Source organism: Nocardioides piscis, assembly GCF_011300215.1.
In the GTDB taxonomy this organism is placed as follows: Bacteria; Actinomycetota; Actinomycetes; order Propionibacteriales; family Nocardioidaceae; genus Nocardioides; species Nocardioides piscis.
Map to the genome: position 1 here is coordinate 1,879,299 of NZ_CP049866.1, position 20,994 is coordinate 1,900,292.

Genomic DNA, 20,994 nt, shown 5'->3' on the forward strand with positions numbered 1-20,994 from the left:
CAGGGCCCCAGCGCGGGTAGCGTCTGGGACGTGAGTCTCGCCCGTCGCTGTTCGCGCACTGCCTGCGGTCGCAGCGCCGTCAACACGCTGACCTATGTGTACGCCGAGCAGATCGCCGTCCTCGGCCCGCTGGCGACATACGCCGAACCCCACGCCTACGACCTCTGCGACGCGCACAGCGAGAGACTCTCCGCCCCCCGTGGCTGGGAGGTGCTGCGCCTGGCGTCCGACAAGCCCGCCCGCGGCCCGAGCTCCGACGACCTGCTTGCGCTCGCCGATGCAGTTCGAGAGGCTGCCCGTCCGCCTGAGCCTCCAGCGCCGCTGCACTCCACCGACGACCCGCAGCGCGGAGAGAAGCGGGGACACCTCCGGGTCTTCAGCTCGGACTGAGGTGTCGCGACTCCAGGGGCGAGCTGTCCCTCGGTCCCGGCCCGGCGCCAGTCGGCTCGCGATGGCTCGCGCTGCAGTCGCCGGCTGCTGAGCTCGGGCGTGCCTGTGACCCCGCAGGTGTTGGTCTGCGGGGTGCGGGGCGGTGTGGCTAGTGGTCGGCGGGTCGGCGGTGGGGGTGACGGGCCGGGAGCCGGTGTGGTCGCGGAGGAACTCGTCGCCGAGGGGGCTGGTCCAGACGAAGACGCCGGGGGTGGTCATCTCATAGCGCCAGCGGCCGTGGGTCTTGAGGCGGTGATGTCGCCTGCAGGGCGGGGCGAGGTTGTCGGTCGACGTGGTTCCGCCGAGCTCGGGGTGTTCGTGGTCGTAGGGGGTGATGTGGTCGAGGTCGCATGAACGGGCGGTGCGTCCGCACCAGGGGAATGCGCAGGTGCGGTCGCGGGCGATGACGTGGTCGCGGATGCGCTGGGTGGGGACGTAGCCGGACGTCTCGAGGCGCTCGTGGAGGTCGAGGACGGGTTTGACGGTGACGGACACGTCGGGGCGTCCGCACCAGGCGCGGATCTGCTCTGCGGTGAGCACCCTGCCGCCGGCTTGTTCGACGAACCCGGTGAGGCACTGACCGGTCTCGTCGCGCACACCGGCAGCGGTGAGGGCGTCGACCGAGAGGTGGGCGTGCAGGACGGCCTGCGTGGTCGGGGGCCGGCATCCGGTGGTCGAGGAAGGCCGAGGGCCTGTCACGAGACCTCCGGACTCCTGGGACTCGTCTTCTTCGTCGTCGGGGAACCCGAACGCGAGCTGGTGGCGGGCGAGGTCGCCGAGGGCGGTGGCACGACGGCCGTCGATGGTGTCGGTGGACCCCAGGCGCGCGAGCCGCTCGGCGCCGGCGGTGACGGCTTCGGCAAGCCCGAGGGCGTCGGGGACTCGAGGTCTGCCTCGAGGTGGATGGTGCCGTCGAAGGACACCTGGTCGCATTCGAAGGTGACGTGGCGCCGGTCCTGGGCTTCCTCGTGCTCCTTCGCGACCGCGTCGGGCATGAACCGGACACGGGCGTGGTCGATCAACCGGCGGAGCTGGGAGGGGGTGAGGCGGTTGGCACACCACGCGGTCTGTTCGTCGACGAACGCCGCGGCCTGTTGGGTGAGGTCGACGGTCGTCTGGGCGATCATCCGTCCCCGCCAGGGGGTGATGTGGCCGGAGAGGATCCCGGCCCACAGGTTGGGCAGGCGGTAGGCCAGCTCGATGACGTCGGTGAGGTAGGACCCGACCGCGTCACAGGTCATGGCGAGCTTGGTGGCCATCTCGGGGATGCAGAACTCGTCGATGACCGGGGACCCCTCACCGGCGAGTGTCTTCGGCGACTGGAAGCACGCGCCGGCGAACTCCGGGTCCAACGCGGGGTGCAGGGCGACCCAGTGCGCTGCGAGCCGCATCGACTTGACCTCGGACGCGGACCGTTCGTCCTGCTCGGTCCGCAGCGCGGCCAGCACCTCGGCCGGGGTGTCCGGCAGGGTCTCGGTCGCGGATGTGGTGGTCGATGCCATGGGACAAGCCAAGCAGGGACCACCGACAACGAGACCCCGGAAATGGCCTGGTTCCAAGGTCTGGGGAGAACTACTTCCACAAGTCTTCCCGGCCCGGGCACCCAGGGTTTCGTGACGGGCCTCCGGCCTTCCTCAACCACCGGGCGCAGTCGGTGCGACGCCCCGCGACCAGTTGTCCCTAGACGTACGAGGCGTCGACGACACCGATCCCGACGGCCACCAGCACCGCAAGCAGTCCGAGGAACACCGCGCACTGACCCGACGGCGCTGCCACGTCGTCGGCTGACCTGGCCACCGAGACGCCAAGGGCTGCGCCGACGACTCCCAGGAGGACCGTTGGCACCGCCCGGACGAGGATCTCCAGCTGCGGGTCTGATGTCTGCTCGCTGTGGAGCAGGACGTAGAAGAGGCCGCTGGCGAGGACCCCGCCACCCATCAGGGCGACGAAGGACAGCACGAGACCGAGCAGTCCCCGCGTGCGGGCGCCACGGTCGACGTTGGTCTCGTGGCCTGTCTCGTGGATGCTGGTGTCGGCGACGCTGTGCTGAGTCATCTTCGGCTCCCCCTCCGGGACCGCGTCTGCGGTCCTGCGGCGGCGAGCGTAGCGGCCCCGACGACCAGTGCCACGGCCCACGAGGGGCGCGTCCTGACTACGCTGCACCCATGGCATCAAGCTCCAGCACCCTGGACCCAGACAACCTCAACGCGATCTTCAAGGCCTACGACGTCCGCGGCACCGTCCCGGACCAGCTCGACGAGGCCCTTGCCGAGGCGACGGGCGCAGCCTTCGTCGAGGTGATCGGTGCGCCGACGATCGTGGTCGGCCATGACATGCGGCCCAGCTCGCCGGGCCTGGCCAGCGCCTTCGCGGCCGGTGCGACCGCGGCCGGCGCCGACGTCGTCATGATCGGCCTCGCGTCGACCGACCAGCTCTACTTCGCCTCCGGTCACCTCGACCATGCGGGCGTGATGTTCACCGCGAGCCACAACCCGGCCCAGTACAACGGGATGAAGATGTGCCGCGCAGGTGCGCTGCCCATCGGCACCGACACGGGCCTGGCCGAGATCCGCGACGTCGTCATCCGTGGCGGGCACGAGCCGGCTGCCACCGCGGGGAGCATCAGCGAGCAGGACGTGCTCGAGGCCTACGCCGCTCACCTCCTCTCGCTCGCCCCGGTCGAGGGCCGCAAGCTCAAGGTCGTGGTCGATGCGGGCAACGGCATGGCCGGTCTCACCGCGCCGACGGTCTTCGACCTGATCGGCACCGAGCAGGCCGAGATGGTGCCGATGTACTTCGAGCTCGACGGCACCTTCCCCAACCACGAGGCCAACCCGATCGAGGCGGAGAACCTGCACGACCTCCAGGCCAAGGTCCTCGAGACCGGGGCCGACATCGGCCTGGCCTTCGACGGCGACGCCGACCGCTGCTTCCTCGTCGACGAGCGAGGGGAGGCGGTCTCGCCGTCGACCCTGACCGGGCTGATCGCGGCACGCGAGCTCGCCAAGGAGCCCGGCTCGACGATCATCCACAACCTGATCACGAGCCGGTCGGTGCCGGAGCTGGTCACCGAGCTGGGCGGCAAGCCGGTCCGGACCCGCGTCGGCCACTCCTACATCAAGGCGACGATGGCCGAGACCGGCGCGATCTTCGGCGGCGAGCACAGCGGACACTTCTACTTCCGCGACTTCTGGAAGGCCGACTCCGGGATGCTCGCCGCGCTCCACGCGATGGCGGCCCTGGCGGAGACCGACCAGCCCCTGAGCGGGCTGCTCGCCGAATACGAGCGCTATGTCACCAGCGGTGAGATCAACTCCACCGTCACCGACCAGGCGAGCATCGTCGACGAGCTCGAGGCGACGTACGCCGATGGCGACGGTGTGACCGTCGACCGGCTCGACGGACTCACGGTCAGTCACGACGACTGGTGGTTCAACGTCCGGCCCTCGAACACCGAACCCCTGCTGCGGCTCAACGCCGAAGGCAGTGACACCGCCACCATGGAGCGGGTCCGCGACGACGTACTAGCTGTCATCAGGAGGCAGTCATGAACATCCACCCCGAGCTGCTCGAGATCATCGTGTGCCCCGACTGTCACGGCGACCTCCGTCAGGAGGCCGAGGAGCTGGTCTGCACCGCGTGCGGCCTGGCCTACCCCGTCCGCGACGACATCCCGGTGCTGCTGGTCGACGAGGCCCGCAAGCCGGCCTGAGCGGGGACGGCGATGGCGACGTGGTTCGACGAATCCCGGCTCGACGACGAGTCGGCGCTGGCCGCCATCGACGCCCGGTTGCGCTCGCTGGCTGAGAGTGGCGCGCGGGTGCGGCGAGAGTCGCACGACGCTGCGACGGCGACCGCCGAGGCGATCGCCCGCGACCTGGCCATGTCCCAGCCGCGAGCGGTGATCGCGGCCGGACCCGACTCCCGACTGCTCCGCGCGGTGCTCGAGCCGCGCTGCCCGGTCCCGTTCGTCGCCTGGCCCGCCCCGGCGCTTCCCGGCTGGGCCGGCAGCCTCGACCTGGTCGTCATGCTGGCGCCCGGAGGCTCCGACCCGGGCTCGGCGTCCGCGGTCGCGGAGGCCGTACGCCGCGGAGCCCAGGTGGTCGTGGCCTGCCCGCCCGACTCCCTGGTCGCCGAGCACGCCGCTGGTCGCTACACGACGATCCTGCCGACCGTCACCGGCGACCAGCTCGCCACCGCCGTCGTGATGCTCGACTACCTCGCGCAGGTCAACCTGGGACCGCAGGCCGACGCCGACAGCGTCGCCACGGCGCTGGACGAGGTCGCGCAGGCCTGCTCTCCCCACCGTGACCTCGCGGTCAACCCCGCCAAGATGCTGGCGATCTCGCTGGCCGACGCGCTGCCCGTCGTGTGGGGCGGATCGGTCCTCGCGGCACGTGCTGCCCGTCGGGTCGCGGAGTCCTTCCGGCGCTCCAGCGGTCGGGGAGCAGTCGCCGGTGACGCCGAGCACCTGCTGCCGCTGATCGAGGCTGCCAAGGCGCGAGACGTCTTCCAGGACCCGTTCGCCGACGGCGGTGGCGATCTGCGTCCCCTGCTCCTGGTGCTCGACGACGGGACCGAGGATCCGGTCGTGCGCGAGCAGCGCGGACGCCTCCAGGCCGCCGCCGCGAGCCGGGGCGTGCGCACCGAGACGCTCACGACCCAGGCCCCGACGGAGGTGGCGCGCTATTCCTCGCTGGTGCTCCAAGGCACCTACGCGGCCGAATACCTCCGCGTGGGGCTCGTCGAGGACTGAGACCTCGATAGGGTGACCTGCGTGAACGACGCGAGAGAGCCCGCCTGATGGCCGCAGGACTGTTCGCCCTCCTCGACGACGTCGCCGCGATGGCCAAGCTGGCCGCCGCCTCGGTCGACGACATCGGCGTCGCTGCCGGCCGGGCGAGCGCCAAGGCCGCGGGCGTCGTCGTGGACGACACGGCCGTGACGCCACAGTTCCTCGAGGGGTCCGCAGCCGACCGCGAGCTGCCGATCATCAAGAAGATCGCGATCGGGTCGCTGCGCAACAAGCTGCTCTTCATCCTGCCCGCAGCGCTGCTGCTCAGCGAGTTCGCGCCCTGGCTGCTGCCGATCCTGCTGATCTTCGGCGGCACCTTCCTCGCCTACGAGGGCGCCCACAAGGTCTGGGAGAAGATCAGCGGCCACGAGGACCACGAGGCAGAGGCCGAGGAGCAGCTGACCGCGACCGGCCAGCTCAGCCCGGAGCACGAGAAGACCACGATCGCCAACGCCATCCGCACCGACTTCATCCTCTCGGCCGAGATCATGGTGATCGCCCTCAAGGAGGTCGTCGACTCCCAGCCCGACGCCGGGTTCGTGACCCGCGCCGCGATCCTCATCGTGGTGGCGATCTTCATCACGATCGCCGTCTACGGCTTCGTCGCGCTGCTGGTCAAGATGGACGACGTGGGCGTCCACCTCGCCACCAAGGCCTCCAGCCTGGCGCAGAAGGTCGGACGTGCCCTCGTGACGGCGATGCCCAAGGTGCTCACCGTCATCTCGGTGATCGGCACGGCCGCCATGCTGTGGGTCGGCGGGCACATCCTGCTGATCAGCCTCGACGAGCTGTCCACGTCGCTGAGCGGGACGTTCGCCGACGTGCTGCACGCGCCGTACGCCCTCGTGCACAGCCTCGAGGAAGACGCCCACCACGCTCTCGGCTCCGCGGGTGCTGTCGCCGGCTGGCTGGTCAACACGCTGCTCTCCGCGCTGGTCGGTGTCGTGGTCGGCGCCCTCGTGGTGGCGATCTTGAGCGTCCTGCCGTTCGGGCACGGCACGGCCAAGCACGACGAGGATCCGGCCGCCGCGCACTGAGACGAGCAGGGCGCCGAGGATTCTGTGAATCTGTGAGCCGCGTCCTACGCTTTTCAAGGTCAGCGCGGGAGATCCCGACGGTGCACAGATGTGCGGCGCAGACTCGCTCCACTGAACTCAGGAGACACGATGGACTTCAAGGTCGCCGACCTCAGCCTGGCCGAGTACGGCCGCAAGGAGATCGAGCTCGCCGAGCACGAGATGCCCGGACTCATGGCCATGCGTGAGCGCTTCGGGGCGAGCCAGCCGCTCGCCGGAGCCCGCATCGCCGGCTCGCTGCACATGACCATCCAGACGGCCGTCCTCATCGAGACGCTCACCGCGCTCGGTGCCGACGTGCGCTGGGCCACGTGCAACATCTTCTCCACCCAGGACCACGCTGCCGCTGCGGTCGTCGTCGGTCGCGACGGCACCGTCGACGCCCCCGCCGGCACCCCGGTGTTCGCCTGGAAGGGCGAGACGCTGGCCGAGTACTGGGACGAGGCCGAGAAGGTCTTCGACTTCGCCGAGGGTGGCCCCAACGTCCTGCTCGACGACGGCGGCGACATCACGATGCTCCTGCACCTGGGTGTCGAGTTCGAGAAGACCGGTGTCGTGCCGTCGCAGGACAGCACCGACAACGAGGAGTTCAAGGAGGTGCTGCGCGTCCTGGCCCGCTCGGTCGAGACCCGTCCGCAGCACTGGACCAAGATCGCCCAGGACATCAAGGGCGTCTCCGAGGAGACCACCACCGGTGTGCTGCGCCTCTACGACCGGTTCCGCGACGGCACCCTGCTCTTCCCGGCGATCAACGTCAACGACTCGGTCACCAAGTCCAAGTTCGACAACAAGTACGGCTGCCGCCACTCGCTCATCGACGGTCTCAACCGGGCGACCGACGTGATGATCGGCGGCAAGGTCGCTGTCGTGTGCGGCTACGGCGACGTCGGCAAGGGCTCGGCCGAGTCGCTGCGTGGCCAGGGCGCCCGCGTCATCGTCACCGAGATCGACCCCATCTGCGCGCTGCAGGCGGCGATGGACGGCTATGAGGTCAAGCGCCTCGAGTCTGTCGTCGAGACGGCCGACATCTTCATCACCACGACCGGCAACTTCGACATCATCACGGTCGAGCACTTCCACAAGATGAAGCACCAGGCCATCGTGGGCAACATCGGCCACTTCGACAACGAGATCAACATGGCGGGCCTGGCCAAGATCCCCGGCATCGTCAAGGACGAGATCAAGCCGCAGGTCCACCAGTGGATCTTCCCCGACGGCAAGAAGGTCATCGTCCTCTCCGAGGGCCGTCTGCTCAACCTCGGCAACGCCACGGGCCACCCGTCGTTCGTGATGTCGAACTCCTTCACCAACCAGGTGCTGGCGCAGATCGAGCTCTACACCAAGGCCGACGAGTACGACCTCGGCGTGCACGTCCTGCCCAAGCACCTCGACGAGGAGGTGGCTCGCCTGCACCTCGACGCCCTCGGGGTCGAGCTGACGGAGCTCACCAAGGAGCAGGCTGCCTACCTCGGCGTCGACGTCGCCGGACCGTACAAGTCCGATCTGTATCGGTACTGAGGCAGACTTGCCTGCATGAGCCCGACCGAGCAGCCCACGAGGGGCAGCGTGCTGGTGGTGGACGACGACTCGTCACTGGCCGAGATGCTGTCGATCGTGCTGCGCCAGGAGGGTTTCGAGAGCCGGGTCGTCACCCGTGGCGACCAGGCTCTCGAGGCCTTCCGCAGCTTCAAGCCCGACCTGGTGCTCCTCGACCTGATGCTGCCGGGCAAGGACGGCATCGACGTCTGCAAGGAGATCCGCGCCGAGTCGGGGGTGCCGATCGTCATGCTCACGGCCAAGGGCGACACCATCGACGTGGTCGTGGGGCTGGAGTCCGGTGCCGACGACTACGTCGTCAAGCCGTTCAAGCCCAAGGAGCTCATCGCCCGGATCCGTGCGCGCGTGCGACGCAACGACACGCCGACCGGGGAGTCGCTGAACATCGGCGACCTCACCATCGACGTCGCCGGGCACTCGGTGACCCGCGACGAGCAGCCGGTCAACCTCACGCCCCTGGAGTTCGACCTCCTGGTGTGCCTGGCCCGCAAGCCCTGGCAGGTCTTCACCCGTGAGGTGCTGCTCGAGCAGGTGTGGGGCTACCGCCACAGTGCTGACACCCGGCTGGTCAACGTCCACGTGCAACGGCTCCGGTCCAAGGTCGAGCACGACCCGGAGAACCCAGAGATCGTGGTGACGGTCCGGGGCGTGGGATACAAGGCCGGCACCTCCTAGGCCTCCCGTGTCCGACCCGGAGGCCCACCCCGCCTCACCCCTGAGCAGTCCGCCGGAGCGGGCAAGACACGGGGTGCGCCGTGCCCTGACCTTCTGGCGACGCTCGGTCCAGGCGCGCGTGGTCGCCAGCACGGTGCTGCTGTCCGCGGCCGTCGTCGGGATCGTCGGCGCGTTCCTGATGCAGCAGACCCGCGACGGGCTGGTCGACAACCGGGTGGACAAGGTCGTCGCGGAGGCACTCAACGAGACCGCAGACGTGCGCACCAAGCTCGCCTTCGCACCCGGCACGGACGTGGACGAGTCGAGGCAGCAGGACGACCTGATCGAGCCGATCATCAGCCGGGGCGCCTCGCGCGGTTTCGCCGCGATCCTCTCCCCGTCCGAGGCCACCGGCGGCCGGCTGGCCGACGGCGGGGCGAAGTTCACCCAGGGCCTCGACCTGGACAGCGTGCCCCTGTCCCTCCAGCGCCACTTCGACGGACCGGCCTCCACTGCCTGGACGTTCACCGACATCCGCACGACCCGGCCGATCCCGGGGCTTCCAGAAGGGCCCGGGATCGTCGTGGCCAGCCAGGTCACCCTCCCGGCCGACAACAACGACACCTACACCCTCTACTACCTCTACTCCCTGGACGAGGAGCGGGGCACGCTGGCCCTCGTCGGCCGGGCCCTGCTGACGACGGCCGCACTGCTGCTCCTCCTGGTGGCGGGTCTTGCTTGGCTGGTGGCGCGCCAGGTGGTGACCCCGGTCAGGATGGCCCGACGGGTCGCCGAGCGGCTCGCCGCCGGGCAGCTGCAGGAGAGGCTGCGCGTCACCGGCGAGGACGACCTCGCCCGGCTGGCGATGTCGTTCAACCAGATGGCCAGCAACCTGCAGAAGCAGATCCGCCAGCTCGAGGAGCTCAGCCGACTGCAGCGCCGGTTCGTCGCCGACGTCTCCCACGAGCTCCGCACCCCGTTGACCACGGTGCGGATGGCCGGCGACGTCCTCCACGACGCGCGCAGGAGCTTCGACCCCGACACGCTGCGGGCGGCCGAGCTGCTGCAGACCGAGCTCGACCGCTTCGAGGTCCTGCTGGCCGACCTGCTCGAGATCAGTCGCTTCGACGCGGGCGCCGCCGTCCTCGACGCCGAGGACGTCGACCTGGTCGACGTCGCCCACCGGGTGGTGGACATGACCCGCGCCCTGGCCGAGCAGCGTGACACGAAGGTGCTGGTGACCGGCCCTGCCCACGCCTGCCTGGCCGAGGCGGACGTGCGACGGGTCGAGCGGATCGTGCGCAACCTGGTGACCAACGCCATCGACCACGCCGAGCGCAGGGACATCCACCTGCTCGTCGGGGGCGACGAGCACTCGGCGGCCATCGCCGTACGCGATCACGGGGTCGGTCTCGGGCCGGGGGAGTCGGCCATGGTGTTCAACCGGTTCTGGCGCGCCGATCCCGCCCGTGCCCGCACCAGCGGCGGCACCGGCCTGGGCCTGTCGATCTCGCTGGAGGACACCCGTCTCCACGGCGGCTGGTTGCAGGCCTGGGGACGGCCGGGCGAGGGCTCGCAGTTCCGGCTGACGCTGCCTCGACGCCTGGGCCAGCCGCTGCGCCACAGCCCGCTGCCACTGGTGCCGGTCGATGCGAAGGAGTCGGCATGAGGACCCGTCTGGCCCACGCCGTGATCGCGATCTGCGTCGTGATCCTGGCCTCGGCCTGCGTCCGGATGCCGAGCGAGGGCCCGGTCTCCGAGGTCGACAGCGAGTCGCGCTCGGACAACACGCCGGGGACCTACTTCGACCCCAAGCCGCCCCAGCCGGGGGAGTCGCAGACCGAGATCGTGCTCAACTTCCTCGAGGCGATGAGAGCGACCCCGATCCAGATGGGGGTGGCGCGCGAGTTCCTCAGCGTCGAGGCGCAGAAGGCCTGGGAGCCCGAGGAGTCGATCCTCACCTATGCCGAGCTCGGCGACCCGGTGGGCACCTTCGAGGTCGTGCTGCCGATGGAGGAGATCGAGCAGTACGACGCCCGCGGGGCCTGGCAGCGGTCGCGAAGCACCCAGGAGCTGTCCTTCGGCCTCACCTCGGAGGAGGGCGAGTGGCGCATCGACCGGCTGCCCGACGGCATGGTGGTGCCCGCGTCGTGGTTCGAGAGCCAGTTCCGACGGGTCTCGCTCTACTACTTCGACCCCACCGGCCAGATCCTCGTCCCCGAGCCGGTGTTCGTCCCTGAGGGCGACCAGCTCGCCTCGTCACTGGTCGACGGGCTGGTCAACGACCCGAGCATCGACCCCCGGATCTCGCGCACGTTCTTCCCCCCTGAGCTGCTGCGCGGGCTGTCGGTGCCGATCACCGAGGACGGGATCGCCGAGGTCTCGCTGGCCGGCCCGACCATCAAGGTGGACGCCGAGATCACCCAGCGGATCCTGACCCAGCTCGTCTGGACGATGAGGCAGGAACCCCGCATCCGGGCCGTGAGCCTCACCGTGGGCGAAGAAGAGCTCGTCGCCCCCGGTGACACCACCCAGATCGGGCTCGACGTCGGCAGCGCCTTCGACCCCACGGGCGCGGAGGCCAGCAGCGACCTCTTCGGGCTGGTCGACGGGCTCCTGGTGCGCGGGTCGTCCATCGGTGCCCTGCAGCCCACGGCCGGCCCGTTGGGAACCCAGCGTCTGGGTGCCAGGTCGATCGGGGTCAACCTGTCCGGCGTGCGCGTGGCTGCCGTCTCGGGCGACGGCGGCAGCGTCCTGGTCGCACCCGTCGACGAGGAGGGCCGAGCCGTCCAGGTGGTGAGCGCGGCCCGCGACCTGCTCCCGCCTGCCTGGGACTTCGCCGACCGTCTCTGGCTCGTCGAACGAGGCGCCGGCCGGGCGCGGGTGAGCGTCGTCGCCGGCGACCGGCCCCCACGCGAGATCGAGGTCCAGGGGGTCACCGGCCGCGACGTGCGGCACGTCCTGGTCTCTCGCGACGGGAGTCGGCTGGTGGCAGTCGTACGCCGGCCCGACGGCGACCGCGTCCTGGTCAGCAGGATCCTCCACGACGAAGCCGGCGGGGTCCTGCGAACCACCCGTGCGGTGCCGCTGGCGTTCGCGCCGCAGGCGCCCTCGTTGGTCATCCGCGACATCACCTGGCGCTCGCCCAGCGCGATCTCGGTGCTGAGCGACCTCAGCCGCGACCTCTCGCTGGTCGAGACCATCTCGGTCGACGGCGCCCCGGGCGACCCCGGCATCGGCGGCGCGACCCGCGTGCAGGGCGGGACGCGCGAGCTGGTCGGATCGCCCGTGGAGGGGATCGAGATCTTCGCACTCTCGGGCGACGACGTGAGCGACGTGACCGCGCCCGAGCTCCCCGTCGCGTCCCTGCCCAAGGACCTGGTCTCGTTGACCTACGTCGGCTGATCCGTCTCCACAGGGCGCGCACGCGACGGTTGCCGGGCCGCGCGGAGAGGTGCTGCGATGACGGACGTGCGCGACGTGGTGCTGGACCTGGTGACGGGCAGCGCCTGTGTGGGGTGCGAGGCGCCCGGCCGGATGCTGTGTCGCGCGTGTCGAGAGGGCCTGCCCCGGCGGGCGCGCGTCGCCTGGCCGCACCCGACGCCGCCCGGGCTGGCGACGCCGTGGGTGATGACCGACTACGACGGTGCAGTGCGGGCGATGATCGTGGGCCACAAGGACCGAGGTCAGTTCGCGTTCAGGCGCACCCTCGCCCAGCTCCTGCTCGAGTCGGTCCGAGCGGCGGCGGGGGAGCCGGGCGCGACCCTGGTGCTGGTTCCGGTGCCGTCCCGGCCGGGGTCCAGCCGTCGGCGGGGCTACGACCCCATGGGCACCCTGACCCGGATCGTCGCCACCCGGCTGAGGAAGGAGGGGCACTCGGCGTGCGCGGCTCCGCTCCTGGTCTCGAGCCGGTCCGTCGTCGACCAGGCGGGCCTGGACGCGGCTCAGCGAGCGGTCAACCTGGCCGGGTCGATGACGTGCCCGTCACCCGGCCTGGCCAGGCTCGCCAGGCGCCATACGCACGCGAGGGTGGTGGTGTGTGACGACGTGCTGACCACGGGCGCCACGGCCGCAGAGGCCCAGCGCGCGTTGTCGGCGGTGGGACTCGTCCCCGTCGCGATCGCCGCCGTTGCCGCGACCCGCCGCCGGAGCTGGTCCCAAACCCCGTGATTCCTTTTGTCCTGACCCCGGAGGGGCTAGCGTCAGTTCATGGAGTCCGTCCGGGTCCAGGTGTTCGTACCTCAGGTCCTGTGCGCGCGGTCCTGCGCTGCCGGACCCGGCGACCTGCCTCTGCGCGGGTCGCGCCACACCCGGCTCCATCACGCCCTGCCAAATGTGCAGGTGTGTGCGCTCAGTAGCCCAGCTACCAGGAGGTTCACATGGATGTTGTCGTCACCGGTCGGCACTGCGAGGTGTCGGACAGGTTTCGTGAACACGTCGCGGACAAGCTCGCCCGGCTCGAGAAGCACGACCACCGGATCATCCGGGTCCAGGTCGAGGTCGAGCAGGAGCGAAACCCCCGACAACATGACCGAGCCACCCGAGTCGAGCTGACGGCGTTCTCGAAGGGTCCCGTGATCCGCGCCGAGGCCGCGGCGGAGGACAAGATGGGCGCCCTCGACCTGGCGCTGGACAAGATGGCCTCCCAGATGCGACGTGCAGCCGACCGGCGTCGCGTCCACCGTGGTCGACACACGCCCGTCTCCGTGGGCCAGGCGCTGGCCGGCAGCGCCGACGAGCTGGTCGAGTCCTTGTCGACCTCCGAGGACGAGACGGTGACCGAGCGCAAGGTCGGTCCGATCACGGTGACCGGCGACGGGCCGTTGGTGGTCAGGGAGAAGTCTCACCCGGCCACGCCGATGACCCTGGACACTGCGTTGTACGAGATGGAGCTCGTCGGCCATGACTTCTTCCTCTTCGTCGACAAGGAGAGCGAGAAGCCGTCGGTGGTCTACCGCCGCCGTGGTTATGACTACGGCGTGATCTCGCTCGAGCTCGACTGAGGCATGACACGAGCGACGCGGATGGGCCTGAGGTGCCACTGGTCTAGCGCACGTCTGACATGATGCCGACGTGACCGAGGCAACAGGCAATGAGCCCATCCGCGTTCTCGTGGTCGACGACCAGGAGCTCTTCCGTCGAGGACTGACGATGTTGCTGACGCAGGACGCCGACATCGAGGTCGTCGGCGAGGCTGACGACGGCATCACCGGGACCGAGCTGGCCGAGTCGCTCGCACCCGACGTCGTGCTGCTGGACGTCCGGATGCCGCGGCGCAGCGGCGTCGAGGCCTGCCGGGCGATCAAGGAGGCCGTTCCGGCGGCCAAGATCATCATGCTCACCGTCTCCGACGAGGAGGGCGACCTCTACGAGACCGTCAAGAACGGTGCGGCGGGCTACCTCCTCAAGGACTCCTCCATCGAGGAGGTCGCCCAGGCGATCCGGGTGGTGAACGAGGGCCAGTCGCTGATCAGCCCGTCGATGGCGGTCAAGCTGATCGACGAGTTCAAGCAGATGTCCAAGCCCGACAAGCAGCAGGGCACCCAGCTCAAGCTCACCGACCGCGAGCTCGAGGTGCTGCGACTGGTGGCGAAGGGCCTGAACAACCGCGAGGTGGCCAAGGAGCTGTTCATCTCCGAGAACACGGTCAAGAACCACGTGCGCAACATCCTGGAGAAGCTGCAGCTCCACTCGCGCATGGAGGCCGTCATGTATGCCATGAAGGAAAAGCTGCTCGACCTGCCCTGACGGCGATGGCACACGCGCAGTCACTGTCCAACCTGCAGGCCCGGCGCATCGCGCTCGCCGCGCAGGGCTTTACCCGCAGGCCCCACGCCACCACCACGATGGCGACGGTGCGGCGCACGCTGGCCCACACCGGCGTGCTCCAGGTCGACTCGGTCAACGTGCTCCAACGTGCACACTTCATGCCGCTCTACTCGCGCATGGGTGCCTATGACGTCGACCTGTTGAGGCAGGCGTCCAGCAGCACCGGCCGTCGACAGCGAGTGCTGGTGGAGTACTGGGCCCACGTCCAGGCCTTCATGCCGGTCGAGCTCTGGCCGGTGATGCAGCACCGGATGGCCGGCTACCGCGCACAACGCGGGAAGTGGGGCTTCGTGGCGGACCCCACCATCGAACAACGGGTGTTGGCCGCTGTGGCGCAGCGGGGTCCGGTCACCGCGCGCGACCTCGACAGCGACATCGGCGGTCCGCGCAACCGGGAGCACTGGGGCTGGAACTGGTCCGAGGCCCGCAAGGTCCTCGACTATCTCTTCCTGGTCGGCGAGGTGGCCATCGCTGGTCGCAACAGCTCCTTCGAGGTCCTCTACGACCTGCCTGAACGGGTCCTGCCCTCGGCTGTCCTGTCCGCCCCGACCCCGTCGAAGGCCGACGCCGACATCGAGCTCGTGCGTCGGGCTGCGCGCTACCACGGCATCGCCAGCGTGCGGTGCCTGGCCGACTACTTCCGCATGTCCGTCGCCGACACCCGCACTGCCACGCAGGCCCTGGTCGACGCGGGGGAGCTGACCCCCGTCGAGGTGCAGGGTTGGGCGCGCCCTGCCTTCCTCCACGTCGGCGCGAAGCTCCCTCGGCGCGTCGGCGCACGAGCCGTCCTGAGCCCCTTCGACCCGCTGGTGTGGGAGCGGGCGCGCCTCGAGGCGCTCTTCGACTTCCACTACCGGATCGAGATCTACGTGCCGGCCGCCCAGCGGGTCCACGGCTACTACGTGCTGCCGTTCCTGCTGGGGGAGCGGATCGTCGCCCGGGTGGACCTCAAGGCAGACCGCGCCACCGGACGGCTTCTCGTCCAGGGTGCGTATGCCGAGCCGCACCCTCCGGCCGACGTCGCCGAGCAGCTGGCCGCCGAGCTGGCGAGGCTGGGCGGCTGGCTCGGGGTCCCGGAGCTCGTCGTGGCCCCCGGGGCGACCTGGCGCCCGCACTCGCCGCCGCTGCGGCTGCCGCTGGGTGACGTGGGTAGCATGATCGACGGCCATCCTCACCGCTCACCCTCGTCTCTGGAGTCGCATCCCCGTGCCTGCCATCATCGACAAGCTCCTCCGCATCGGCGAGGGCAAGATCCTTCGCGAGCTCGAGACGATCGCCAAGGCGGTCAACGCCATCGAGGACGAGTTCGTCTCGATGTCCGACGCCGAGCTGCAGGCGATGACGGGCGAGTTCCGCGAACGGCTGGCCAAGGGCGAGACGCTCGACGACCTGATGCCGGAGGCGTTCGCGGTGGTGCGCGAGGCCGCCAAGCGGGTCCTGGGCCAGCGGCACTACGACGTCCAGATCATGGGTGGTGCTGCGCTTCACCTCGGCAACATCGCCGAGATGAAGACCGGTGAGGGCAAGACCCTCGTCTCGACCCTCCCGGCCTACCTCAACGCGCTGAGCGGCGACGGGGTCCACGTCGTCACCGTCAACGACTACCTCGCGAAGTACCACGCCGAGTGGATGGGCCGCATCCACCACTTCCTCGGGCTCACCACCGGCGTCATCCTGCCCAGCATGCGCCCCGACGAGCGGCGCGTCGCCTACTCCGCCGACATCACCTACGGCACCAACAACGAGCTGGGCTTCGACTACCTCCGCGACAACATGGCCGAGGACCTCGCCGACTGCGTGCAGCGCGGCCACAACTTCGCGATCGTCGACGAGGTCGACTCGATCCTGATCGACGAGGCCCGTACGCCGCTCATCATCAGCGGCCCGACGCAGGACGAGGTGAAGTGGTACGCCGAGTTCGCCACGATCGCTGCTTCGTTGGTCCAGGACGTCGACTACGAGGTCGACGAGAAGAAGCGCACCATCTCGGTCCTCGAGCCCGGCATCACCAAGGTGGAGGACCACCTCGGCATCGACAACCTCTACGACTCGGTCAACACGCCGCTGATCTCCTTCCTGAACAACTCCATCAAGGCCAAGGAGCTCTTCCGCAACGACAAGGAATATGTCGTGATCGACGGGGAGGTGCTCATCGTCGACGAGCACACCGGTCGCATGCTGGCAGGGCGTCGCTACAACGACGGTCTCCACCAGGCGATCGAGGCCAAGGAGGGGGTGACGGTCCGCGAGGAATACCAGACGCTGGCCACCGTCACGCTCCAGAACTACTTCCGTCTCTACACCAAGCTCTCGGGCATGACCGGCACGGCCATGACCGAGGCCTCCGAGTTCGACAAGATCTATGGCCTCGGGGTCGTTCCGATCCCGACCAACAAGCCGATGTCGCGCGTCGACCAGGGTGACCTCGTCTATCGCACCGAGGCGGCGAAGTATGACGCCGTCGTCGAGGACATCGCCGAGCGCAACGCCAAGGGCCAGCCGATCCTCGTCGGCACCGTGTCGGTGCAGAAGTCCGAGCTGCTCTCGGGCCTGCTCAAGAAGAAGGGCGTGCCGCACACCGTCCTCAACGCCAAGATGCACGCCGACGAGGCCAAGGTCGTCGCGCTCGCCGGCCACAAGGGCGCTGTCACCGTCGCGACCAACATGGCCGGGCGTGGCACCGACATCATGCTCGGTGGCTCTGTCGACTTCCTCGCCGACGACGCGCTGCGCAAGCAGGGTCTCGACCCGGTCGAGAACGCCGAGGAGTACGACGCCGCGTGGCCGGCCATGGTCGAGACGATCAAGAGCCAGGTCGCCAACGAGCACGACGAGGTCAAGGCGCTCGGCGGCCTCTACGTCGTCGGCACCGAGCGGCACGAGTCGCGGCGCATCGACAACCAGCTCCGTGGCCGCTCCGGTCGCCAGGGGGACCCGGGGGAGTCCCGCTTCTACCTGTCCCTCGAGGACGAGCTGATGCGGCTGTTCAAGTCGGACTGGGTCGACCGGGTGCTCCAGGTGCTGAAGGTCCCCGACGACGTCCCGATCGAGAACAAGAGGGTCACTGGCGCCATCGCAAGCGCCCAGGGCCAGGTCGAGTCGCAGAACTTCGAGTCTCGCAAGAACGTCCTGAAGTACGACGACGTGATGAGCCGCCAGCGTGAGGTCATCTATGGCGAGCGCCGCCGGGTGCTCGAGGGAGCCGACCTCGAGGAGCAGGTCCGGACCTTCATCGACGACACGGCCAGGGGCTACGTCCTGAGCTCGACGGAGGGCTACGCCGAGGACTGGGACCTCGACGGCCTGTTCACCGCGTTGCGCCAGATCTATCCGACCGACCTCACCGCCGACGGGGTCGTCACTGCAGCCGGCGGCCGCAGCGGCCTTGGCCGTGAGGCTCTCATCGAGCAGATCAAGCAGGACATGCAGGCTGCCTACGACCGCCGCGAGGCCGAGGTGGGCGAGGAGGTCATGCGCGAGCTGGAGCGTCGGGTCATCCTCTCGGTGCTCGACCGCAAGTGGCGCGAGCACCTCTACGAGATGGACTACCTGCGCGAGGGGATCGGGCTGCGCGCCTACTCCCAGCGCGACCCGCTCGTGGAATACCAGCGCGAGGGCTTCGACATGTTCGCCTCCATGATGGATGGCATCAAGGAGGAGTCGGTCGGCTTCCTGTTCAACCTCCAGGTGGAGGTCGAGGAGGAGCCACAGGCCGGTGGCGAGGACGAAGACCTGTCCACCGAGGCCGACCGAGCGGCGACCCCAGCGCCCACGCTCGACCCTGCCCAGCCGCAGATCGACTTCGCGCAGGCCCAGCAGGCCCAGCAGGCCCAGCAGGCGCGGGCGCGGGCCGAGGCGCCCCAGATCCGGGCGAAGGGCCTCGAACGCAAGGCGGCGCCCACGCGGCTCGCCTACTCGGCGCCCAGCGAGGACGGTGAGCCCGAGGTCGTGGCGCCGCCGGCGGCGGACGACCCGTTCGCCGGCACCGGCCGCAACGCCGAGTGCCCGTGCGGCTCGGGCAAGAAGTTCAAGAAGTGCCACGGCGCCCCGGGCGGGGCCACCGGCTCGGCCGCGGTCGGAAGCTGATTCAGGCCCACTCCAGGGCCACGCACTGCCACCGGTCGCCGACCACTTCGAACCGCCCGGCCAGCGCCCTGGAGCGGGCGCCGTAGCGCAGGTGGGCGGCGGCCTCGAGGGCGTTGTCGGCGACGAGGCTCGTGCGGATGGAGCGGATGACCGGACGGACGGCGCCCCGACCGCGGCCGCCGGCAGGAGAGGTCCCGGCCGCGGCCGTCACGAGCTGGGCCCGACGGCCCAGGTCGGCGTAGATCCGGGGACTGGACTGCCTCAGGAGCTGGGTCGGAGGGCGGTCGCCGGACGCGATCTCCGCGGCGCGCACGAGGTAGGCGTGCACGAATCGCTCGATCGCGAGCCGGCGCTCCGGGTCGCTGGTGACCAGGTCACCACGTCGGGTGGGCACCCCCGCTGGAGGTGGCTCCGGCGGGTCGAGCCGAGGAGTGAGGTCGAGGGCGAGTGAACCCTGGACGCTGGCGATGGGGACCTGGCGGCGCAGCTGGATGACCGGGGCGTTCATGGGCGTGCCTTTCGCGGTTCGGGGTCGAGGGCGGGATGGACGACGAGCTCGGTGCCGGGGAGGACGAGGTCGGGGTCGGCGCCGATGGCCGCCCGGTTGGCGGCGTAGAGAGCCCGCCAGGCCCCATCCACCTCGGCCGGTGTCGCGCGAGGCGGCAGGGAGGCCGCGGCGATCGACCACAGCGAGTCGCCAGGACGGACGATGACGACGTGTGGTGGGGGCTCCGGCGCCACCGGGGTGGCGACGACGGCCCCGGGTGGCTGGCGTGCGGGTCGGGGTCGAACCGGTACGACGGCAGCCACGGCCCGGTCGGGCAGCGGCAGGCCGACCAGGTCCTCGCGAGCGCCCCCCGCGGTGCCGCTGCCCGCCACGGCAGGGCTGCCGAGTCCGGCGACCACTGCGGCCCCACAGGCGATCAGCACCAGCCGCCGGGTGCCGCCGACGGTCCGGTGCCGGGGGCGGCCGGCGGCGAGCTCGAGCACGGTGAGGGTCGTGACCAGCCACAGCCAGGAGGCGCAGGCCAGGACTGCGGCTGCTGCGACCGACACGAGCAGGCCCTCGAAGGTGTCGTGCCACGGAGCCGGGGTGAGGAGTGTCGCGGCGGCACCCCCCGCCGTACTCATGGTCGCCATCGCGCCGACCGTCACGACGAGCCAGACGAGCAGGCACCGTGCGGGTGTCGCTGAAACCGCCAAGTCCCGAGTCATGGCGAACCTTCCGTTTGCGTGTGTTTGCTTCATCTAAAGGAACTTTGCCAACGTCGTCAACCAGTTGTGCACAGGATCGACCGCCGTCGTTGGCACGCATCGGTCGCGGGTCTGTTGTCGCCCTGCCCGAGGAAGTGCCCGGCGGCGCCCCTAGAGTTCGCGCCATGCCTCGAACCTTCGCCCGTGCCGCGGTCATGGCCGCTGCTGTCCTCGCCTGCGCTGCCTGCTCCGAGGGGTCGCCGGGCTCGTCGGACGCAGGAGCAAGGCCCGCACAGTCGTCGGAGCCGGCGAAGCCGTCCGCGACCCCCGCCGACGGTCCGCGCCTGGAGGGTGCCGGCTACGCCTACCGCGTCCCCAAGGACTGGGGGCCGTCGGACCAGGAGATCCCCGGCTTCGACCCGGACACGTTCGCACTCGACCTGGATGACGACGACGGCTTCACCGACAACGTCAACGTGCTCCTGGCTCCCGGCGGAGCGATGTCAGCCGAGCAGGCCGAGGTGGGCGCCGAGGACGAGCTGACCTCAGCCGGGGCCACCGGGGTCGCCGTGCAGGACCGGGTGGACGTGGGGGGCCGCGAGGCCGCCCACGTGTCGGCCGGCATGTCGTTGAACGACAACGACTACCAGGTCGAGCAGTTCTATGCCGCCACCGACGACGAGACCTTCGTCGTGACGTTCTCCTTCAGCAAGGACGTCAGCGACAGGGAGCGTGCCGAGGTCACCGGCTCCGTGCTCGCCAGCTGGTCCTGGGCCGGCTGAGGCTCGACCCGGTCTCCCCCCGCGTCACTAGGCTGCCTGCATGGCACCCCACGAGTCCTGGGACGAGCAGCTCTTCGCCCTCTTCGACGACCTGGAGGGCCAAGCGGCGGCTCGCTTCGAGCTGGAGCGCGATGCCGAGCTCGTCGACCGCAGCCGCAGCGTCTATCACCGCGTCTCCCTGGACTCGCGGCTGGTGGCCAGCCTCGGTGAGCAGCTGACGCTCGAGGTCGCGGGGGTGGGCCGGATCGACGGGGAGCTCCAGCGCGTCGGTGAGGGGTGGGGACTGATGAGCGGTCACGCCCAGGACTGGATCGTGCGGACAGCCGCCGTGCGCGTCGTGCAGGGCGCCTCTGAGCGGTCCGTGCCCGAGGTCGCGTGGTCGCCGTTGCACAAGCTGGGACTCGGCTCGGCCCTGCGCCGGCTGGCCGAGTCGCAGGCCCGCTGCATCGTGCACCTGGTCGAAGGCACCCAGCACGAGGCACTGGTGCGCCGGGTGGGTTCGGACTTCGTCGAGGTGCTGACCCCCAGCCAGGCTCGGCTGCTGGTCGCCTTCGAGTCGATCAGCGCGGTGCAGAGCCGCGACTGAGGCCTC

General features: G+C 70.0%; 19 protein-coding genes and 1 pseudogene. 16 read left to right on the plus strand and 4 right to left on the minus strand.

Translation table 11 applies throughout. The features are described from left to right. Positions 1-30 precede the first annotated feature (30 nt). Positions 31-390 (plus strand): DUF3499 domain-containing protein, encoded by a 360-nt coding sequence (locus G7071_RS09240; RefSeq protein ID WP_166317750.1) that lies wholly within the window; start codon positions 31-33, stop codon positions 388-390. 734 nt (positions 391-1,124) lie between these two features. Here the strand turns inward: G7071_RS09240 and G7071_RS09245 are convergent. Continuing rightward, positions 1,125-1,931, minus strand: coding sequence for a DUF222 domain-containing protein (locus G7071_RS09245; RefSeq protein WP_166317753.1), 807 nt, complete (start codon positions 1,929-1,931; stop codon positions 1,125-1,127). A gap of 178 nt (positions 1,932-2,109) precedes the next feature. After that, positions 2,110-2,484, minus strand: coding sequence for a hypothetical protein (locus G7071_RS09250; protein WP_166317756.1), 375 nt, complete (start codon positions 2,482-2,484; stop codon positions 2,110-2,112). A gap of 110 nt (positions 2,485-2,594) precedes the next feature. On the opposite strand from G7071_RS09250, the gene G7071_RS09255 reads away from it, so the two are divergent. The 13 genes and pseudogenes from G7071_RS09255 (at position 2,595) to secA (ending at position 18,426) form a co-directional block, all read left to right on the plus strand. Next, complete coding sequence (locus G7071_RS09255; RefSeq protein ID WP_166317759.1) at positions 2,595-3,980, plus strand: phosphomannomutase/phosphoglucomutase; 1,386 nt, start codon at positions 2,595-2,597, stop codon at positions 3,978-3,980. Further along, complete coding sequence (locus G7071_RS09260; RefSeq protein ID WP_166317762.1) at positions 3,977-4,141, plus strand: Trm112 family protein; 165 nt, start codon at positions 3,977-3,979, stop codon at positions 4,139-4,141. Before G7071_RS09255 ends, G7071_RS09260 begins: the two co-directional genes overlap by 4 nt. 12 nt (positions 4,142-4,153) lie before the next feature. Continuing rightward, the gene (locus G7071_RS09265; RefSeq protein WP_166317765.1) at positions 4,154-5,185 is read left to right on the plus strand and encodes an SIS domain-containing protein; all 1,032 of its coding nucleotides are present in this window, start codon (positions 4,154-4,156) and stop codon (positions 5,183-5,185) included. 47 nt (positions 5,186-5,232) lie between these two features. Then, the gene (locus G7071_RS09270; protein WP_166317768.1) at positions 5,233-6,261 is read left to right on the plus strand and encodes a DUF808 domain-containing protein; all 1,029 of its coding nucleotides are present in this window, start codon (positions 5,233-5,235) and stop codon (positions 6,259-6,261) included. Positions 6,262-6,390: 129 nt separating this feature from the next. Then, positions 6,391-7,818 (plus strand): adenosylhomocysteinase, encoded by a 1,428-nt coding sequence (gene ahcY, locus G7071_RS09275; RefSeq protein WP_166317771.1) that lies wholly within the window; start codon positions 6,391-6,393, stop codon positions 7,816-7,818. A gap of 15 nt (positions 7,819-7,833) precedes the next feature. After that, positions 7,834-8,532 carry an MtrAB system response regulator MtrA gene (gene mtrA / locus G7071_RS09280; protein ID WP_166317774.1) on the plus strand — a complete coding sequence of 233 codons (699 nt, stop codon included), beginning with the start codon at positions 7,834-7,836 and terminating at the stop codon, positions 8,530-8,532. A 7-nt stretch (positions 8,533-8,539) separates the two neighbouring features. Beyond that, the gene (gene mtrB, locus G7071_RS09285; RefSeq protein WP_246210596.1) at positions 8,540-10,180 is read left to right on the plus strand and encodes an MtrAB system histidine kinase MtrB; all 1,641 of its coding nucleotides are present in this window, start codon (positions 8,540-8,542) and stop codon (positions 10,178-10,180) included. Beyond that, positions 10,177-11,916 (plus strand): LpqB family beta-propeller domain-containing protein, encoded by a 1,740-nt coding sequence (locus G7071_RS09290; RefSeq protein ID WP_166317777.1) that lies wholly within the window; start codon positions 10,177-10,179, stop codon positions 11,914-11,916. The genes mtrB and G7071_RS09290 overlap by 4 nt, the downstream gene beginning before the upstream one ends. A gap of 57 nt (positions 11,917-11,973) precedes the next feature. Next, positions 11,974-12,681 carry a ComF family protein gene (locus G7071_RS09295; protein WP_166317780.1) on the plus strand — a complete coding sequence of 236 codons (708 nt, stop codon included), beginning with the start codon at positions 11,974-11,976 and terminating at the stop codon, positions 12,679-12,681. Positions 12,682-12,890: 209 nt separating this feature from the next. Next, positions 12,891-13,514, plus strand: a complete 624-nt coding sequence (hpf, locus tag G7071_RS09300) for a ribosome hibernation-promoting factor, HPF/YfiA family (protein ID WP_166317783.1) — start codon at positions 12,891-12,893, stop codon at positions 13,512-13,514. A gap of 70 nt (positions 13,515-13,584) precedes the next feature. Next, positions 13,585-14,259: a response regulator gene (locus G7071_RS09305; protein ID WP_246209907.1), complete on the plus strand. Its 675-nt coding sequence runs from the start codon at positions 13,585-13,587 to the stop codon at positions 14,257-14,259. Positions 14,260-14,438: 179 nt separating this feature from the next. Beyond that, a pseudogene (locus tag G7071_RS09310) lies at positions 14,439-15,344 on the plus strand (winged helix-turn-helix domain-containing protein); the annotation flags it as partial. 202 nt (positions 15,345-15,546) lie between these two features. After that, positions 15,547-18,426 (plus strand): preprotein translocase subunit SecA, encoded by a 2,880-nt coding sequence (gene secA / locus G7071_RS09315; protein WP_166317786.1) that lies wholly within the window; start codon positions 15,547-15,549, stop codon positions 18,424-18,426. A gap of 1 nt (position 18,427) precedes the next feature. On the opposite strand, the gene G7071_RS09320 is transcribed toward secA, so the two are convergent. Both G7071_RS09320 and G7071_RS19650 read right to left on the minus strand, forming a co-directional pair. Further along, on the minus strand, positions 18,428-18,934 hold the full coding sequence (locus tag G7071_RS09320) for an Rv3235 family protein (RefSeq protein WP_166317789.1): 507 nt from the start codon (positions 18,932-18,934) through the stop codon (positions 18,428-18,430). Then, complete coding sequence (locus G7071_RS19650; RefSeq protein ID WP_281351643.1) at positions 18,931-19,641, minus strand: LysM peptidoglycan-binding domain-containing protein; 711 nt, start codon at positions 19,639-19,641, stop codon at positions 18,931-18,933. The genes G7071_RS09320 and G7071_RS19650 overlap by 4 nt, the downstream gene beginning before the upstream one ends. A 164-nt stretch (positions 19,642-19,805) precedes the next feature. Here G7071_RS19650 and G7071_RS09330 point away from each other — a divergent pair, with 164 nt between their 5' ends. Continuing rightward, a complete protein-coding gene (locus G7071_RS09330) occupies positions 19,806-20,402 on the plus strand; it encodes a hypothetical protein (protein ID WP_166317792.1) in 597 nt (198 codons plus the stop codon). 40 nt (positions 20,403-20,442) lie between these two features. Further along, on the plus strand, positions 20,443-20,988 hold the full coding sequence (locus tag G7071_RS09335) for a hypothetical protein (RefSeq protein WP_166317795.1): 546 nt from the start codon (positions 20,443-20,445) through the stop codon (positions 20,986-20,988). Positions 20,989-20,994: the final 6 nt, after the last annotated feature.

Coding starts and splice junctions, on each gene's coding strand:
- G7071_RS09245 (WP_166317753.1), bottom strand. CDS start 1,931: ATGGCATCGACCACCACATCCGCGACCGAGACCCTGCCGGACACCCCG.
- G7071_RS09250 (WP_166317756.1), bottom strand. CDS start 2,484: ATGACTCAGCACAGCGTCGCCGACACCAGCATCCACGAGACAGGCCAC.
- G7071_RS09255 (WP_166317759.1), top strand. CDS start 2,595: ATGGCATCAAGCTCCAGCACCCTGGACCCAGACAACCTCAACGCGATC.
- G7071_RS09260 (WP_166317762.1), top strand. CDS start 3,977: ATGAACATCCACCCCGAGCTGCTCGAGATCATCGTGTGCCCCGACTGT.
- G7071_RS09265 (WP_166317765.1), top strand. CDS start 4,154: ATGGCGACGTGGTTCGACGAATCCCGGCTCGACGACGAGTCGGCGCTG.
- G7071_RS09270 (WP_166317768.1), top strand. CDS start 5,233: ATGGCCGCAGGACTGTTCGCCCTCCTCGACGACGTCGCCGCGATGGCC.
- ahcY (WP_166317771.1), top strand. CDS start 6,391: ATGGACTTCAAGGTCGCCGACCTCAGCCTGGCCGAGTACGGCCGCAAG.
- mtrA (WP_166317774.1), top strand. CDS start 7,834: ATGAGCCCGACCGAGCAGCCCACGAGGGGCAGCGTGCTGGTGGTGGAC.
- G7071_RS09290 (WP_166317777.1), top strand. CDS start 10,177: ATGAGGACCCGTCTGGCCCACGCCGTGATCGCGATCTGCGTCGTGATC.
- G7071_RS09295 (WP_166317780.1), top strand. CDS start 11,974: ATGACGGACGTGCGCGACGTGGTGCTGGACCTGGTGACGGGCAGCGCC.
- hpf (WP_166317783.1), top strand. CDS start 12,891: ATGGATGTTGTCGTCACCGGTCGGCACTGCGAGGTGTCGGACAGGTTT.
- G7071_RS09320 (WP_166317789.1), bottom strand. CDS start 18,934: ATGAACGCCCCGGTCATCCAGCTGCGCCGCCAGGTCCCCATCGCCAGC.
- G7071_RS19650 (WP_281351643.1), bottom strand. CDS start 19,641: ATGACTCGGGACTTGGCGGTTTCAGCGACACCCGCACGGTGCCTGCTC.
- G7071_RS09330 (WP_166317792.1), top strand. CDS start 19,806: ATGCCTCGAACCTTCGCCCGTGCCGCGGTCATGGCCGCTGCTGTCCTC.
- G7071_RS09335 (WP_166317795.1), top strand. CDS start 20,443: ATGGCACCCCACGAGTCCTGGGACGAGCAGCTCTTCGCCCTCTTCGAC.